This window comes from Streptomyces sp. KL116D (assembly GCF_030766975.1).
Lineage (GTDB): Bacteria > Actinomycetota > Actinomycetes > Streptomycetales > Streptomycetaceae > Streptomyces > Streptomyces longispororuber_A.
This window is the reverse complement of record NZ_JASERH010000084.1, coordinates 395991-412621: the sequence shown is the minus strand read 5'-3', so window position 1 is coordinate 412621 and position 16631 is coordinate 395991. Positions and strand designations below refer to the sequence as shown.

Sequence of the window (16631 nt, the reverse complement as noted above, 5' to 3'; positions counted from 1 at the left end):
GCTGTCACGGTGTACTTTTCCGCCAGCACGGGAATCTGCTTGCGCCAGCCGTGCCAGGTCTCCGAAATCCGTGCAGCAGATAGACCGGAGGGCCCTGCCCGCGCTGACCCAGTGCTGCTTGATTCCGTTGAGAACTGCCGTGTGGTGGGTGATTTCCATGGTAAGTGTCCTGCCTCTTCCCAGATTTCAAGAACAGAGGGTTGAATCGGTCTGCGAGGTGCATGTCCGCGAAGTTTCGCGACCTCATTCGCGCCTGCTGAGGTCGAGTCTGCGCGAAGCCTTGGTGCCGACTTTTCCGTGAGCGCACGCCCTTCTTTCCTCCGAGCGCCCTATTCCCGGAGTCGGCGCTCGCTCTCCGTCATACCTCCCACACGCCGTAACGTTGTTGGGAAGTCTCAGCGAAGGACTGGCAGTCCAGCTGCACAGAACAAGTCCGCAGACCGCGCGCGCACCCTCCTCCTGCGTCGCCGCCTGCTTCCTCTCGTCCGAAGGCGAGAAGAAGACGGATGCCTTCATTCCTCGGCATGCTGCTCGGCCCGCCACTCCCACACACCGACAAGCGGTCGTGCATATCTCGTTTCACATTTCTCTCTCTGGCTTCTCGCCCGGATGAAAGAGTCATCGCCGAAATGGCCATGCGGGCCTCGGCCCGGCTTTCGCTCGACTCCGCTTGCCAAGCGTCGACTCGGCCGGCTCACGTGCTCACGTCGCGGAATATTGCGCAGATTCGTCCGGGCGACGTGGATCATCGCACTCCGTCGAGAACGGCGCGGCCCGCAGACAGGGCGAAACCACTGACCTGTTCGGCAGTCGTCCTGGGTGGGATGGCGAGCGCGTCCGGGTCGGTGACCACATCCACCAGGGCCGGCCCGTCAGCGGGCGAACGCCTCACGCAGGGCGCCCCGTACATCAGCCGATCCTCCACCCTGATGCCGCGGGCACCGGCCGCTGTGGCGATGGCCGCGTAGTCGGTGCGTGCGCGTAGGTGGTCCCGTGCGGAGGCAGGCCGTCGACCATCATCTCCAGGTCGACCATCCCCAGAGAGGAGTTGTTGAAGACGACCACCTTCACCGGCAGGTCGTACTGGACGAGCGTGAGGAAGTCGCCCATGAGCATGGAGAATCCCCCGTCACCGGAGAGGGAGACCACTCTGCCGACCGCGGTCGAGGAACTGGGCGCCGATCGCCTGGGACAGAGACATTGGCCATCGAGCCGTGCACGAAGGAGCCCAGCACGCGGCGACGACCGTTGGGAGTGATGTAGCGGGCGCCCAGACACAGCACATTCCGGTGTCGACGGTGAAGACCGCGTCGTCGGCCGCTACTCATCCAGCACCGACGCCTACGTACTCGGGGTGGATCGGGGTGAACGACTCGACGTTCCTCGTGTACGCGCCGACCGCCCTTTCCAGACTCTGGACGTGCTTGTTCAACATCCGGTCGAGGAACCGTCGCGACTTCTTCCTCCCGCACCGCGGGCGTGAGGCACTTCAGCGTCTCGCCCACGTCCCCCAGACGGCAAAGAGCTCCAACTGCGTTCGTCGGCCCAGCCGTTCGCTGTATGTCGATCTGTACCGTCTTGACGTTCCGTGGCAGGAAGTTCGAGTACGGAAAGTCGGTGCCGAGCAGGATCAGCAGATCACAGTCGTGCATGGCCTCGTAGGCGCACCGTAGCCGAGCAGGCCGACTACGCCGACGTCGAACGGGTTGTTGTACTGGATGTGCTCCTTGCCGCGCGTAGCGCGTGTCCTACCGGGGACTTGACCTTCTCGGCGAAGGCCATCACCTCCGCATGGGCGTCGGCCACGCCCCGGCCGCAGAACAACATGACCCTCCCAGCGGCGTCCACCATCTCGACGAGCCGCGCGAGTTCATGGTCGGGCGGCCGAACGGAGGGCCTGTCCAGCGGTACGGTCAGTTCAGCTCCGCCGCTGGGAGCGTCCTCGTCGGCGACGTCGCCCGACATTGCGATCACCGATACTCCGCGTCGGCCCACCGCGTGCTGGATGGCCGTCTGGACCACCCGGGGCATCTGCCGTGGCGAGGAGATCAGTTCCGAATAGTGGCTGCACTCCGCGAACAGCCTGTCCGGGTGGGTCTCCTGGAAGTACCCGGTGCCGATCTCGCCGCTGGGGATCTGCGCCGCGAGGGCGAGGACCGGCGCCATCGACCGGTGGGCGTCGTAAAGGCCGTTGATCAGATGCAGGTTGCCCGGCCCGCACGATCCCGCGCAGGCGGCGAGCTTCCCGGTGAGCTGCGCTTCGGCACCGGCCGCGAACGCCGCGACTTCCTCATGGCGCACCTGGACCCACTCCAGGGAGCGGTGTCGTCGGACGGCGTCGACCACAGGGTTCAGGCTGTCGCCCACCACTCCGTACATGCGGTGCACACCCGCACGGGCCAAGAGATCGACGTACTGCTCAGCAACACTTTGCTTGGTCACTTCACTCCACACCTAGCTCGACCATCGGACCGAACCAGACTATTGAGCGCAAAATGCAATGTTTTTCTCTCCGCGCACCGCACAAGAGCTCAGAGTGCACAGCCGTGCCGTCCGGGCCGTGCCGCCCGAGCGACACAGTTCAGTAGCGCTTCCCGCGATGTCACGGAGTGACTCGGGGGTCCCTGCCCTGGCGAGGGACAACGGGCCTTCCCGAAGCTGAGCGACGCCTCCGACGGCCAAAGGGTCCGGCGCGCTCCTGCGGATGCACAGGGAGAGTCCCACGGTTGTATGTACTGGGATCTTGAGCCGAAGCAAGAGAAGCCAGGTTTGTCGCGCAGACGGAGACACACATATGAAAGGCCAGCAGGAGAACGTCGGTCGTATCGTGGCAGGCGTGGACGGTTCACCAGCGTCGGTGCTGTCCCTTCGCTGGGCCTTGCGCCAGGCAGAGATGACCGGGGCGGTGGTCGAGGCGGTGACCGCCTGGGACATCCCTCGTTCCAGGGTGCGCTCGGCTGGCTCCCACCGTCGAGCAGCGACGCGAAAGCGCTGGAGAGCCGGGCACGCGAAGATCTCGAAGCGACTGTCCAGGAAGCCTTGAGCGACGGATCGCAGGTGGAGGTACACACCGACGTACGGCTCGGCCCCGCAGCCGGCGCGCTGTTGGACGCCTCCCGCGATGCACGTCTGCTCGTGGTCGGCAGCCGAGGGCGCGGCGGCTTCGCAGGACTACTGCTCGGCTCGGTGGCCATGCACTGTGTCCAGCACGCCACATGCCCAGTGCTCGTAGTGCGAGGCGACAGCAGCCCCTCAGTGTGGTGACGCAAGAGCAACAAGGTCCATCGGACAACGGGTCCGTAGACGTGGCCCCGCCCCACATGTCACTGTTCAACCTGCCGCTCAGCGCTGACCTGGATCGTATAGGCGAGCGGTTGCACTCCCTGGCGCGTGCACAGCGCGACCTGCAAGGACACCTCCAGGTCGTTCACGGGATCAACAGCGAGCTCGAACTGCCCACGGTCCTGCGACGTATCGTGCGGACGGCCATGAACCTCGTCGGAGCCCGGTACGGAGTCTTGGGCGTGCTCGACGAAGAAGGTGAACACCTTGCGGAATGTGGTCGGCCCGCCATCACCCACCGCGGTCGCGTCTACGGAAACGTCTACCTGTCGGACCGCAAAGACGGGCAGCCCCTCCTCCACACGGATGGACTCGTCGAACGCCGCGATGCTTCGCTGGACCAAGGCCTCGACGCGATCGCCCGGACAGCCCGTCACCATGCAGGCGCGCCGATCGATGAACTGTGCGCCGCTTTTGGCCGAGCAGTACCCCAGTGATGGACAGGACGACATGGCTGCGATGACGCTACGCATCCCTGCCGCCCCTGCGTAACCCTGGCCGGTGACAGCACATCCGCTGCGGGCGCATTCACCTGCAACCTCAACCGAGTCCAGGAACAGCAGCGCAGTCGTAGCGCAGGCGCCACTGGCAGCAGGGCGAGATGCCGCACCGCTGCGCTTCTTCGTCCAGATCTGACGGCAGGCGACCGCCGGCAGGGTGCCGACCCCGCCGGCCGCCAGGACGGAGAGGCGGAGACTGCTGGATCAAACGCAGGCGATGCGAGGGCCTCGTCCCGGAGGATGTGCACATGGTCGATCGCCGTCATCGGCACCAGGAGCGCGTCGAGAGCTGTGCGGTCTGCTCGCTACCTCGCGCACCCTCCTGCGCGCCGAACGCAGGGCTGACAGAGCACGCAGAACGGTGAGGCGAGACAGTGCTGCCCTTGCCCAGGTTGCACGCCCGATGGCGGCATCGCGGAACTCTCCTGTGTACTCGACCTCGCGCACTCAGCCGGAGTGGCGAGGTGGCGGCGATGCTTGCGGGCATCCACGGGCCGCTGAGCCCAAGCAGCCGACAGCAGGCACAGCGACCGGGTGGACATGTCGCAGGCCGGCTGAGGATCGTGCCGCGGCGGGCAGCTGCTTCTGCACGTCTTCGCAGACCTCGGAAAGCCGGTCGGTCTGCGGCGAAGAAGCAGCAGCGGCGTGGAATGAGCTACAGTGGAGACTGATGCCCGCGTCGCCGAGGAGCAGCGAACGCGCCGCTTGCAGGCTGCCGCCCGGTCCGGCAGTCGGGCAGCCCCGGCTGGGCGTCAGGAAGATCGCTCGGGTGAGGGCTCCCACGGCGAGGTCGGCAAGTCCCTCGAGGGACCGCGTCGGACCGAGAGGCTGGCGCGTGCGTGTCACGGATCGGCGATGTCAAGCATGAGCGGGCTGCTCTCCATGAGGCGTGCGCGGACGCTGGGACATGCGCGATGGTGCCGCGTGTGGCGCGATGGAGACGTACAAACGATGCCGGACTCGCGCGTGACGGTTTGCCACCGTATCTCAAAGGGCTCCCGCGTACCGGCGCCACGGGTCATCCGGCTGCGTCGCCCGAGTCGAGGGGCAGTCACTGCCCGCAGGCCCATCGCTCATGCGGGAGGGTGTCGGGGACGCCGTGGCACGAGGTGAACATCGCAGCGCATCATCCCGGCTCGCACACATGGGTCCCCGGCCATGATGTCCGCAGCCTCCTCGGTCGACACGGTCATGATCGCGATTCCAGCCAGGTCATCGGAGGCCACCGGGCACAGGACCGCGATCACTCCTCGGCGCGTAGCGACACCATGCGTCGCTGGTGTTCGAGTTCGATCGCGTCCGCGCCGTCCATGGTTCGCGCCGGCTCCCACTGAAGAATCGCGAGACTGTACGGTTTGGCGGTCGCTGCGAGATCTCGGATCTGTTCGTCAGCGACAGTTCCATTCATGATGTTGCTCATTTCTCCAGTGCGCTCGGCCAACGAGACGACGATGCCTTCGCCTCGGACGTAGGCCATGCGCCACACGCCCTCGTACGTGCCGACACCTCCGACCAGGCCGTAGCCGTCAGCTGCGGCCCGGTCGACCGCGGCTTGGAGGTCGTGCACTGCCAAAGGCGACGTTACGCGCGCGCCCAGCTCGTTGGCCGGCGCAGCAGGCGAGTCCCGGGAGGTGATCCGGCCGCGTGAAGCTCGAGAGCTCCAGTGTCGTGCCTCCACGGGCGGCCGCAGCATGACGATCTCCGTGCGGGCGCCGACCATGCCGATCACCGTGTCCAGGAACTCGCCCTCGACCGCCATCTTCCCGTCGGCCCGGCAGTCCGGTCCAAGGCTGACGAAGAATGCCGTCGCGGCGTCCAGGTCGGCGACGGTGATGCCGACGTGGTCGAAATGCCAGAATGGATGGCGTCGGATCGCTTTGAGGCTTCTTCAGGTGGCGCAGAGGAAGCTGGCGCTCTGCGTTCCGTGAGGGAACCCTTCGCGGCTCGGCAAGCTTGTGCATGGTCGGTGACACGACCGACACTGCGGAGCTCGGGAGCTCAGGCGGCTCCGCTGCTCCTCACGTGAAAGTTCATCAGACCTGTGGGCGACCTCCGTCCGAGGCTGCTGAGGTCTGGCTGGTGATTGCTTTGGGCGTATCGCGCTGGCTGTTGTGGGCGCCGATATCCATGACGCTGATACGGGCAGCAGGGCTGCGCTGTCCCAATGATCGCGGATGGCGCTACGGACAAGGGCAGCGTGACCACGGTGCGGCGGATCGCGAGACGATCCGCCGGCCCGTCGGCGAGCGGGACGTCCGCGGTACACGCCTTGTTGACCACTTGGAGCGCGGAGGCGAGCTCGCACTCGGGCTCCGCGGTCTCGCGGCACGGACGGCACCGATGAGTGCGCCGTCGCTGGTGCACGTCGAGCCCGCGTTCCACCACCTTGGCCGTCGGCTCTCGCGATCGACCACTGGAATCAGCGAATTGGTGCTGGCTGCGCGAGTACCACGACGCCGTCCGGGACTTCCAGCCGCCGGCCGACGCGCACGATGGCAGTGGGCCAGGAGGACGACTATGGCGGCCCGGCATGATCATCAGGCATGGAGACCTCGGTCCATGGAACTCCATCTGGAACGGTGACCGCTTGGCGGGTTCATCGACTGGGATCTGCGCAGCGGCCCGGCCACGCCCTCGACGACCTAGCGCAATCCAAGCCTGGTACGCCGTGCCGTGCGCGCCCGTCGAGCAGCAGCGAAGAGCATCGATCTCCGGTGAGCGCAGCATTCGGGACCGCCTCGACGCCCTTTGCGCCGCCTACGGGGCACGACCGGCAGCCGCACTCGACGCCTTGGATGCCGTCCAGTCCCGCGAGGCCGAGCGCATCGAACGACTCGGCCGTCAGGGCCACGAGCCATGGGCAACGTTCCTTGCCCGCGGCGATGCGTCCGAGATGGTAGCCGAGCGATCTTGGCTCCGATCGGAACGCACGGTTCTCCTCGGGGTTCGGCCGGCTGAGCACGGCCCGTGTCGAGCACGCCTTCGCTCGCATGAAGAGCTGATCGTTCGCCGTTCGGCGGGCGCTCGCGCGGCAGCGGTGCCCGGCGCCGCCGCGCCGGACACCGCCGTCAAGTCAACTCCGAGGGATTCAGCTGACGCTGACCGCAGCCCAGGCGCCGCGACCGCGGCGTACTCGGTCGCTTCGGAGCCGTAGAGCGCGGATGCCGCGCTCAGGGTGACCCGTGCGGCCGACTTGTAGTTCGTGGTGACGTGAAGTACGTCGTCAGAGCCTTGTACCAGATCTGCGGCGCCTTGTGGCCCGGCCGATGCCGGTGACAGTGGAGCCGCTGGACGTCGGCGAGTTGTAGGTCACGCCGTTGATGGTCTTCGAGCCGCTGCCCTCGGAGAGCAGGTAGAAGAAGTGGTTCGCGACACCGGACGAGTAGTGCACGTCCTTGGTGCCGACCGAGGAGGACCAGGAGTCGGCGGAGGCGCCGTCCTTGCTGGGCTTGTCCATGTAGCGCAGCGGGGTGCCGTCGCCGTTGATGTCGATCTTCTCGCCGATGAGGTAGTCACCGGCGTCGGAGGCGTTGTTCGCGTAGAACTCGACTCCCGTGCCGAAGATGTCGGAGGTGGCCTCGTTCAGACCGCCCGACTCACCCGAGTAGTTCAGGCCGGCGGTGTTGGAGGTGACGCCGTGGCGTCATCTCGTGGCCTGCCACGTCCAGGGAGGTCAGCGGGTCGGTGTTGCCGCTGCCGTCGCCGTAGGTCATGCAGAAGCAGCTGTCGTCCCAGAACGCGTTCACGTACGCGTTGCCGTAGTGGACGCGGCGAGTAGGCCGCCGTACCGTTGTTCTGTGATGCCGTTGCGGGCGAAGGTGCTCTTGTAGAAGTCCCAGGTCTCCTGGGCGCCGTAGGCGGCGTCGGCGCCGCGGTCTGGTCGGACGAGGAGCTGGACGCGGTGCCGGTTCCGACAGGTGCTGGTCGAGTTGGTGACCAGGGTGCCGGTGCCGGAGGTCTTGCGGGCCAGGTTCGGGCCCGTCGTCTGTGGCCGCCGCGCGCTGGTGAGGTGTCGTACAGCTGCAAAGTAGGTCGAGCCGGACAGGGTGACACCGAGCGCATCGCCGCTGCCGGAGTAGAGGGTCTTGCCGGTGCGTGGCGTTCTCGATGCCCTGGTACTCGAAGAGCTTCTCGCCCGTCGTCGCGTCGGTGATGACGTGCAGCTGGTTCGGGGTGCCGTCAGTCCTGGAAGCCACCGACGACCGTCTCGTAGGCGAGGACGGGCGTGCCCGAAAGCCGGCCCAGATCACCTTGCGTGCGCCGTCCGCCTCGGACCCGGCCGGCGAGCGCCTTGGCGGCGGAGACCGCCTGCTTCTCGGCCTGCCCGCCGGCGACGCTCGGCGTGAGGGACGCCACCTTGATCGTGGCCTTGTTCGCCTTAGGCTGACTGCGCCTACCCGACTTGGCGGTGTGGACGACAAGGTCGCCACCCAGCACGGGAAGGCCCACGCACAGGTGCGCGCTTCGTAGCGCGTGTGGACGGTGCCGTCGACGTCCTGACGACGTCCTTGACGACCAGCTCCTCCTTGGCGCCGAGGCTGTCTCCGAGGCGGTCTGCGCGGCGTCCGCCTGCGCCTCGTTGACCAGGGACGCGCGGCCGCCGCGGACAGCACGGTCGGGCGGCTCGCGAAGCCCCGCTCGCGGCTGTGGCGCTGGTGGTTGCCCCTGTGGCGAGCAGGGCTCCTGTGGCGGCGATCTGGCGGTGGCGATCGCCAGAACTCTTGCCGCGGCGACGCGCGGAGATGTGGCTCACTCGAACTCCTCGGTGTGAATCCAGACAGGGCAGACGATCGGCCCGCCCGGCCTTGATCAAAGCACAGGTGACCGCAGCTGCGGTGGAGAGAGGGTGACACCGCGGGCGCGTACATGTCAGGAGGCCGAAACGATAGTTGTCTGGAATCCACTCCCGACAGGAAAGGTTTCGGGCAGGTAAAATCGGCTCTGTTCACGCGCGCCGAACCCGTGAGGCGATGACGTTTTCCCAGGTCCTCCGCCCCAATCTCATTGGAATGCAAGATTCCGACTGAGAGCTCAACCCTCCGCAGATGGCCGGAAACATCCGCAACTTCGAGGCTTGGCGCGTCAGTTCAGCCTCGGATCACCCCGAGGCCAGCTGCGCCAGACGGCACCGCTCGGACAGCCGCCGGCTCCCGAGACCCCGCTATGTCGGAGGACGCGGGGTCGTCAGTGGCGAGGGACTCCGGTTGCCGGCGCGACAGATGAGTTCGAGAGGCGCTGACTCCCTTTCGCCACACGGCCGTTGAGGAGGGTGATCCGTTCAGCTACGTGGACCCGATACCTGCCGACGAAGTGGACCGATGGATCGGTCACGCCCGGCCCTGCGCGGTCCTGAGGCACGGCGGGGACGGGCCGGTCGCGGAGAGGTTCGGCGGACCGCTGCTGATCCCGGCGAGATCCCGGACCCCGAGCACGCTTACGTCGGATCCAGCGAGTCGTGCCATGGCGGCGGGACCGTGGTGCCGCGTGCCGGCGGGTCGACGCCAGGAGACCACACGGCTGCCTCGGCCACGAAGGCACGAGTCTCCGCGATCGCGCGGTCGCGAGATCACGCGGTCGTGCGGGGCATCAGCGTGCGAACTTTTCGATGGCGGCCGGGGTGACGGGGTGAAGAAGTTGACGAGATTGCCGTCGGGGTCACGGAACAGCAGAGACCGGTGCCCCAGGGCATCGTGGAGGGCCCGTTGAGCGAAGTCGGTGACGAAGCCGGTCAGGTTCTGGTGCACGCGGTCCACGTCGTCGACGAGGAACTCAGGTGATCACGCTGTGGTTGTCCGCCGGGCGGGCAGAGCCCGGGCGACAGCGGACCAGTGCGGGTGCCGGCGATCGCGAGGTGGCGCCCGGTCCTGAGCTCGGCGAAGTCCTCGGTGGCCCACGTCGCCCGCGCGCCAGTGACGCGCTCGTAGAAGGCGACGCAGGCGCGCTACGTCGCTGGTGATGATGCGGATCGAGACGAAGTCCATAGGAATCTCCCATCTGGCTGTGCTGGAGGCGTACACGTCGCAGGCTAGGAGGTATAGAGGACAGAATCGGTCCTGTAATCGCGCTAGGTTTGGGTACACATGTCCCGACCCACTGGCCGCGTGCTGACACTCCTGGAGCTGCTTCAGTCGGGCGGCACCGCACGGTGGCCGAACTCGCCGACCGGCTCGGCGTCGAAGGGCGCACTGTGCGGCGGTACGTGGGCCAGCTGATCGACCTGGACGTGCCCGTGGAATCGGTGCGCGGCCGTTACGGCGGTACCGGCTCAGCCCCGGGTACCGCTTGCCTCCGCTCATGCTGAGCGACGACGAGGCGCAGCCGTGCTGCTCGGCCTGGTCGCCGGCCGCCGGGCAGGCTGACGGCGGCGGGCTCACGGCGAACGAGACAGCGTCGGCGAAGATCCGCCGGGTGCTGCCCCAGCACATCGCCCGCCGACTCGACTCACTCCTGGAGGCTCGCGCTTCACGGATCAGCCCGGCGAGTTGGACCACCCGGACGCCGGGCTCCTGCTCACCGTCGCCGATGCGGTGCGCCACCGCCGGCCGGTCTCGATCCGTTACACCGACCGTGCGACGGACGGCGCAGACGAACGCACGCTGCACGCGTACGGGATCGTCGCCACGGGGCCGGTGGTACGTCACGGGAGGGACGCCCAGATCGGCGAGGACCGGACGCTTCCGGCTCGATCGCATCGCGAGACGCGCGGGCCCTGCCCGGTTCATTCGAAGCGCCCGTGGTCCCGGTCGGCATGCAGCGCGTGTTGTCAGGGTTCGCCACGGCCGATTACGCATGAGGTGACGCTCGCGGATCCACGGGACAGTGGAGCAGATCCGCGCCCACCTTCCCGCCAGTGTTGCCGGCCTGGAGGAGCACGCAGGCCTCAGCCGCGGACCCGGCAGCCGAGCGCTGGCTGCGCGTCGGCTGCGCGCGCAGCAGCTCGACTGGTTGCCGCGGACACTCGCCTCGCTCGACCGGCCGTTCGTCATCGAGCGCCCCGATGAACTCGCGAGCCTCGTCATCGCGCTCGCCGATCGCCTCACCTCCTACACCCGCTACAAGCCTGACTGCGAGGACGGACGCCAACGCCTGCTGTGGTTCACCGCGCCGCCCGGAAGCCAGGGGAGCCGAGCAGTTGGAACTGCTGTCCGTCGCAGGAACCCAGGACCTGGGCGTCACACTGGCAGCGCGGCACCGGAGGGGTTGTCGCGACGGATCCGGATCGCACCATTGAGCCGGGCCGCCGAAGGCGCCGAGACGCCGCCCGGTCAAGGCCAGGCGGCGCGACAGTCTCCGTGCCGGCACCATCGGATCCGCGGGGATACCGCAGAACGCGCGTGCGGCATGGGCGCACGTGCCTGACGGATCCCGCGCATCCGCACGGCTCTCTGGTCCTCGACGTGTCCCCCGCGCTTGGCGGATCATCAACCGCGGGGCGCCCCGTCAGTCCTGGTGCAGCTCGTTCTTGCCGGCACCGCCCGAGAGAAGGTCTGCGCCGCGCCTCCCCACGGACGTCATCGCCGGCTGTCGCCATAGAGCCTGTCCCTGCGCACACCGTAGAGGTGTCGGCGCCACCTTGCCGTGCGAGGACGTCGTTGCCGCCGTCACCGTGCAGGGTGTTCCCTTCGGCGGTGCCGGTCAGGACTCGTTCCCGCCCTCGCCGAAGCAGTCCTGCCCACAGTGAGTGAGCGTGTCGTCTGCCCGGACCGCCGTGAGGAGCCGAAGCCGAACGGGCCGCCCCCGCCGTCCAGTTCGTCGTCTCCGTCATCGCCGTACAGCATCGCGGACGCGGACGCCGTGATCACGTCATTGCCCTCGCCGCCATGTACCCCGGCCCACGCACGACTGTCCGGCTCAAGCGCAGCCGTGTCGTCCTGGTCTCCGAGGTCGATGTCATAGCTGTCGGAATCATCCGAGATTCTGTGGGATCAGGACGGCGCACCGCACGACGCTGCGGTCGCTCTGCACGCGGGTACGATGCATCTCGATCCGTGTCCGCCGCGCTCGCGTCGACATCGATGTCGTAGCGGTCGTGGAAGGTGAGGAACGTAGTAGGCCTCGAACTCGCCACGCTCCTCGATCTCTTCGGCGACGGTCAGACTGTTCTGCTGGCCGGGTGCGGCCTTTCGTACCAGAGCTCGCCGCCGTCGTGGACGACGGTGGCGGGGGCCGCGGCGGCCGCTTGGACGGCCGGTGCAGCTAAGCCGACGGCGCCGAGGGCGAGGACGGCAGTGGCGGCGAGAGTGCTGTAGACACGCATGCGTGAAGAGTCCTTTCTGGTATGCCTGGTTTGGTGGTTCTTGCTGTGCTCATGGCGTTAGACCGAGACCCCATGAGTGGAGTTGCGCTTTCCGTCATGAACAGTGATGGGCCGGGCGGTGGCCAAGATGTGTGCAGCGGGAGGGCGACTCGGGCGTTCACGCCGTACTTCCCTGCTTTCTCGTGCAGCCTTGGCGCCTTTGCGAGTCTCCTGTTTGCCGAACGGTGGGTCACGCTTGGAGCAAATCCGGGCAAACGCCTACGGAACGGCACCGCATTGACGCGGGATGTCCGCCGATGTCCCTGTCCCCAGCAGGAGCTCAGCGCATGGCCAAGCACGGACGTCTTCCCGCCCCGCCTCCGATGCGCATCCGCGTCGCCACAGCGGGCGCCGTGGCGACGCCTGTGGCCGGCGTGCGCTCTTCGCCGCGTCGGCGGTGGCACGGCGGAGCGGCCGACTCCGTGACGCACCACCAGGCGGATTTCAGCGGGGAGGGCTACGGAGGCGTCGCGTCCTCCGCCGGCAACGCTGCTGCGTCCGGGCAGAGGACACGTGCGGCCTGCCCGGCGGCACCGCCATCGCCGACCCCGCGGCCTCCTCGTACGACCGCCGGCGCGCCGCCCTCACCTGCGAGCGACATCAACGGCGACGGCTGCGATGCTCGAGACGAGCGCAGCCAACTGATCGCAATCCATGGGCGGTTCACCAGGCCGTTGACGTGCGAGTCCGTCACCGAACTGCCGGACGAGGCCTGTGCCGCGACGCAGGATGCCAGGCCCACCTCGGCGACCACTCATGGGCCGATCACCACAGCACCACCCCGACTCGTCATCGTCAAACAGCCCAGCGAAAGGCCCGTCCATGAAGCGAACGCTCACGTTGATCACCGCGCTGGCGCGTCACCGCGCTGTCGCCGACAGCGGCGCACGCGGCGGTCAAGAAGGCCAAGACTCCTCAGTTGCGAGTCTCGGACGTTCACCTCGAGACCGGGCCCGAGCTTCAACGACCCGGAGGACCCCGACGCGAGATGAACGTCATGGGCCCGATCATCGAATCGATCAACAGCGCCGGTTGCGGGCAGACCATACGCGTCGCCATGTACTCGATAGGCAACACGCGGCCGGGCCCGGACTTCGCCAACGCCCTGATAGCCGCGCACCAGCGCGGCGTCATCGTCAAGGCGCTGATGGACTCCCACAGCGACAATGCGATCTGGCAGTCGATGGTCACCGAGCTGGGCAACGACCCGCAGGCCTCCAGCTTCGCCGCGCTGTGTCCGGGCGGCTGTCTGACCCACTACTCCGGCTCCGCCCTGCACGCGAAGTACTACATGCTCAGCGGCGGGAGCGACGCGAGCAGGACGGTGACCGTCAGCAGCGCCAACCCCACTCCGCCCAGGCCAGGACCGCGTGGAACAGCGGCTTCACCGTCAAGGCAGCGTCGACCTGTACAACTCCTACGTCGGTACTTCACAGCCATGTCCAGGGAGCACTCAACGGTCCGCCCGCTGGTGCCCGACTACCACACACCACCAGCGGCACGGACGCCAGGACGACGCTGTCCCGCGCCCTCCTACCAGTGGCCTGCAAGGCGCGCGGCAGGAGCGACACCTGGAGTCTGACTTCCTGGCAGACAACATCAAGGCGCCGGCCACGATCAGCATCGCCATGTTCCAGTGGACCTCCCACGGGGAGCCGGGCGACCGGAACTATCTGGAACTGCCCAAGAAGCTGGTGAGCCTGGCGCAAACCGGCGTCAAGATCAACATACTCTTCACCGCCGGCCAGGTTGATGCCAGCGTGCAGAACTATCTCGAGGACCGGCCGAACATCGACGTGCACGACACCACCCGCGGCACCGACGCGAATGGCAATGCCCTGCACTACACGCACAACAAGTACATGATGGTCGAGCGGCGGATATGCGGGCGCGACCAACGCCAGGATCGTGTTCGTCGGCTCCTCGAACTGGACGAGCAACGGCATCTGGCACAACGACGAGTCGGACCTGAAGCTGCACCGGCCAGTCCAGCTACGACGCAAGTTCATGGCGACGACTGGCAGAACCAGTACAGCCGCTGCGCAGTGGGACCAGTGGCGCGGCAGCTTAGCGCCGAGGAGCGATGCCGAGAACACGGCGCGCGAGATTCCGATCGATCCGAAGCAGATCCAGTGCTAGGCGTCACGGGCCCCCACCCTCCACCGGTCGCTTGCTGAACCCGGCCGTCAGGCCTGCAGCGCAGCTGTCGGCGGCCGAACGCGGCCTAGGATCCGGGTCGGCAGCGTTCGGCCGCGCACCTGAACAGCAGCGGTGCGCGGCCGGCCGCTCCGCGCGGCTCATACAGTGATGGTGTCGCCCTCCGGGAGGAGATGGTCAGGGGCACGTCGGTCAGCGCCGCGCTCAGGAAACGAGCCACGGACTCACTGTCGCGCGCGGCTGAGCGCGATCTCGTCGGATCTGGACCAGGCGGCTGGGCGCACGACCTCGCATGAACGTAGTCGGCCGCTCGGCCGAGTTGGGTCCACGGCCCGCTGGTGGGCAGCAGCAGCGTGTCGACAGGCGCGGAGGTACGTCGTAGGCGTCGCCGGGGTGGTAGAGGCGCGTCGACGAGACAGCCGACGTTGGCGACGCGGGGGATGTCACGGTGGATCGGGGCATGCAGTTCGCCGGAGACCACGATGTCGAAACCAGCGACTTCGAAGCGGTCGCTCGCCGTGACTGCGGTGACCTGGCCGCGCCGGGCCGCCCAACGTCCCACCACTGAGGCCGGCCCGTAGACCCGCAGGCCGGGACGGGCGTCCAGGGCGTGGGCGATCAGCTCTTCGTCGAAGTGATCGAAGTGGTCGTGCGTGATCAGGACGGCGTCGGCGGCCGCCACCACCTCTTTCGCGTCGGGGTGAACGTCCCGGGGTCGATGGCGATCCGTCCACCGTCCTTGACCAACGACACACATGCGTGGGCGTGCTTGACCAGCTGCACTGCTGTACTCCCATCGATGGCTGCACGGGCCCCTGCGGCCCGGCCCCTGATGTGAAGACTCTGATGCACAGGTTTCACTGCACAATATATACAGTGCACCCTGCACTACAGGGAACCCTGTAATACAGGGCTCCCTGTACTCCACTGCTAAGCTGGCAGACGTGAAGGATGCGCCCTCGAAGCCACCAGCCCCCTCCCCACCAGTTGGCCGCCCAACTCCGGGAAGTTGTCGGCACCCTGGTCCGCAGCACCCGTACCGTCGACCGGCTCGCGTCCGTCCCGGCCGCGGTGCTCGGCCTCCTCGACACACGGGGGCCGATGACCACGGCCGACCTGGCGGCGCGCGCGGCGTGCGACACCAGACAACCGCCACGACCGTCAGGGAACTGACCGAGGCGGGCTTCCTGGCCGCGCGGCCGGACCCGGGCGACGCCCGCCGGAAGGTTCTCACCCTGACGAAGGCGGGGAAGGAGGCGCTCGACGCGCGGACCTGCCGTCAGCGAGTCGGTGCACTCGCCGACGCGATGGAGGAGACGCTGGACGAGGACGAGCGCCGCGCCCTGGCCCACGCCCTCGGCCTCATCGAGCGGATCAGTGACAGCATCCGAGCCGCCCAGCCCTGCGCCGAACAGCGCGAGTTCAACACTGAGCATGGTGAGGGTCGCGCGCGGCCATGCTCTTCGGGCGTCGGCCCGGGGATCGCCCTGGCTCAGGCTGCGGGTTCCTCCGGTGTCGTCGGCGGTTCGGTGGGCGTCGGCGTCAGGGGCCGGAAGAGGACGGCCCGGGCTACCGATGGAGCGAACAGGCTGGTGACGGCGCGCGCAGAGGTCCAGCACGGAGCGGAGAGCCGATCCCACCAGAGGATCGGCGAGGTAGCGCTCCATCGCACGCTGCAGGTACCAGTTGGCGACCCGGTCCGCCGACCCGGCGGCCGCGGCCGTCCCCACCGCGCCCGGCATGAAGCGGTCCGCCCCGGCGGAGATGTCCCATGCCTGCCGAGACGCATCGAGGACCGCTGCTGCACGCGCCGCGTGGTGGGAGTCCGCCGTGGATCGGCTAGCCAGGGCGTCGCGCAGGGCGATCGGCGCACTCATCGCCGCGGCGGCTCATCGCTTGCCCGTAGACCGCTGAACGATGACACAGGGCGTCGCCGGTGGCAAGCGAAGCCTGCCGGGCGGCGGCCGGGCAGGTCGTAACGGCGGCGAATGTTCGCCGTCACGCCGATAGCCGAACGCCGACGGAGCGGGTTCGGCCTCGTCCATCCACTGATGCAGCAGCGGATGCGGCAAGCTCTTCTCTGACGTACGCCTCAGAACTGCTCGTCGTCCGTAGGGCGGTTCGTCATCGCGCAGCCCCGACACGATGACACCAGATGGGTGCCGTCCTCCAACGGCAGCGCTCCACCGGCGTGGGTCTGCGCGGGACTGATGAGACGCAGTAGTGGCCCGCCAGGGTGTCACGCGTCGAGGACACCACTCTTTCCCTCTGGCAGACACGGGAGGAGTAGGCGAGTCCCGTGTCGATGGTCTCACCTCGTGCTGCGGCGCTTCGGC

15 protein-coding genes and 2 pseudogenes are annotated in these 16631 nt (G+C 67.7%); 5 read left to right on the top strand and 12 right to left on the bottom strand.

Annotated features, from left to right (window positions below; all coding sequences use genetic code 11):
* Positions 1 to 909 precede the first annotated feature (909 nt).
* Genes RBJ77_RS34120 through RBJ77_RS34110 form a run of 3 tightly spaced genes read right to left on the bottom strand, consistent with a single transcriptional unit; the run spans position 910 to position 2454 of the window.
* On the bottom strand, positions 910 to 1116 hold the full coding sequence (locus RBJ77_RS34120; protein WP_372348514.1) for a thiamine pyrophosphate-dependent enzyme: 207 nt from the start codon (positions 1114 to 1116) through the stop codon (positions 910 to 912).
* Positions 1068 to 1652, bottom strand: a complete 585-nt coding sequence (locus RBJ77_RS34115; RefSeq protein WP_372348513.1) for a hypothetical protein — start codon at positions 1650 to 1652, stop codon at positions 1068 to 1070. The genes RBJ77_RS34120 and RBJ77_RS34115 overlap by 49 nt, the downstream gene beginning before the upstream one ends.
* A 34-nt stretch (positions 1653 to 1686) precedes the next feature.
* On the bottom strand, positions 1687 to 2454 hold the full coding sequence (locus RBJ77_RS34110; RefSeq protein WP_372348512.1) for a thiamine pyrophosphate-binding protein: 768 nt from the start codon (positions 2452 to 2454) through the stop codon (positions 1687 to 1689).
* 250 nt (positions 2455 to 2704) lie between these two features.
* Here RBJ77_RS34110 and RBJ77_RS34105 point away from each other — a divergent pair, with 250 nt between their 5' ends.
* Positions 2705 to 3043 carry a universal stress protein gene (locus tag RBJ77_RS34105; RefSeq protein ID WP_372348511.1) on the top strand — a complete coding sequence of 113 codons (339 nt, stop codon included), beginning with the start codon at positions 2705 to 2707 and terminating at the stop codon, positions 3041 to 3043.
* Positions 2926 to 3264, top strand: coding sequence for a universal stress protein (locus RBJ77_RS34100; protein ID WP_372348627.1), 339 nt, complete (start codon positions 2926 to 2928; stop codon positions 3262 to 3264). The genes RBJ77_RS34105 and RBJ77_RS34100 overlap by 118 nt, the downstream gene beginning before the upstream one ends.
* A 59-nt stretch (positions 3265 to 3323) precedes the next feature.
* Here the strand turns inward: RBJ77_RS34100 and RBJ77_RS34095 are convergent, their stop codons facing one another.
* From RBJ77_RS34095 to RBJ77_RS34065, 7 genes and pseudogenes are all read right to left on the bottom strand, one after another.
* Positions 3324 to 3815, bottom strand: coding sequence for a hypothetical protein (locus RBJ77_RS34095; protein WP_372348510.1), 492 nt, complete (start codon positions 3813 to 3815; stop codon positions 3324 to 3326).
* A gap of 1270 nt (positions 3816 to 5085) precedes the next feature.
* Positions 5086 to 5601, bottom strand: a complete 516-nt coding sequence (locus tag RBJ77_RS34090) for a hypothetical protein (protein WP_372348509.1) — start codon at positions 5599 to 5601, stop codon at positions 5086 to 5088.
* A gap of 1464 nt (positions 5602 to 7065) precedes the next feature.
* Positions 7066 to 7407: a M4 family metallopeptidase gene (locus RBJ77_RS34085; protein WP_372348626.1), complete on the bottom strand. Its 342-nt coding sequence runs from the start codon at positions 7405 to 7407 to the stop codon at positions 7066 to 7068.
* A 31-nt stretch (positions 7408 to 7438) separates the two neighbouring features.
* Entirely contained in the window at positions 7439 to 7588 is a 150-nt protein-coding gene (locus tag RBJ77_RS34080; RefSeq protein WP_372348508.1) for a hypothetical protein, read from the bottom strand.
* A complete protein-coding gene (locus RBJ77_RS34075; RefSeq protein ID WP_372348625.1) occupies positions 7585 to 7887 on the bottom strand; it encodes a hypothetical protein in 303 nt (100 codons plus the stop codon). The genes RBJ77_RS34080 and RBJ77_RS34075 overlap by 4 nt, the downstream gene beginning before the upstream one ends.
* 134 nt (positions 7888 to 8021) lie before the next feature.
* Positions 8022 to 8198, bottom strand: a complete 177-nt coding sequence (locus tag RBJ77_RS34070) for a hypothetical protein (protein WP_372348507.1) — start codon at positions 8196 to 8198, stop codon at positions 8022 to 8024.
* A gap of 1230 nt (positions 8199 to 9428) precedes the next feature.
* Positions 9429 to 9823, bottom strand: a pseudogene (locus RBJ77_RS34065) (VOC family protein).
* Positions 9824 to 9922: 99 nt separating this feature from the next.
* Between RBJ77_RS34065 and RBJ77_RS34060 the strand changes: the two are divergent.
* Positions 9923 to 10895, top strand: a pseudogene (locus tag RBJ77_RS34060) (helix-turn-helix transcriptional regulator); the annotation flags it as partial.
* 1039 nt (positions 10896 to 11934) lie between these two features.
* On the opposite strand, the gene RBJ77_RS34055 reads toward RBJ77_RS34060, so the two are convergent.
* On the bottom strand, positions 11935 to 12099 hold the full coding sequence (locus RBJ77_RS34055) for a hypothetical protein (protein ID WP_372348506.1): 165 nt from the start codon (positions 12097 to 12099) through the stop codon (positions 11935 to 11937).
* A 1027-nt stretch (positions 12100 to 13126) separates the two neighbouring features.
* Between RBJ77_RS34055 and RBJ77_RS34050 the strand changes: the two genes are divergently transcribed.
* Entirely contained in the window at positions 13127 to 13720 is a 594-nt protein-coding gene (locus RBJ77_RS34050; RefSeq protein ID WP_372348505.1) for a phospholipase D family protein, read from the top strand.
* A gap of 46 nt (positions 13721 to 13766) precedes the next feature.
* A complete protein-coding gene (locus RBJ77_RS34045) occupies positions 13767 to 14315 on the top strand; it encodes a hypothetical protein (RefSeq protein WP_372348504.1) in 549 nt (182 codons plus the stop codon).
* Between the two features lie 47 nt (positions 14316 to 14362).
* On the opposite strand, the gene RBJ77_RS34040 is transcribed toward RBJ77_RS34045, so the two are convergent.
* Entirely contained in the window at positions 14363 to 15052 is a 690-nt protein-coding gene (locus RBJ77_RS34040) for an MBL fold metallo-hydrolase (protein WP_372348503.1), read from the bottom strand.
* Between the last annotated feature and the right edge of the window lie 1579 nt (positions 15053 to 16631).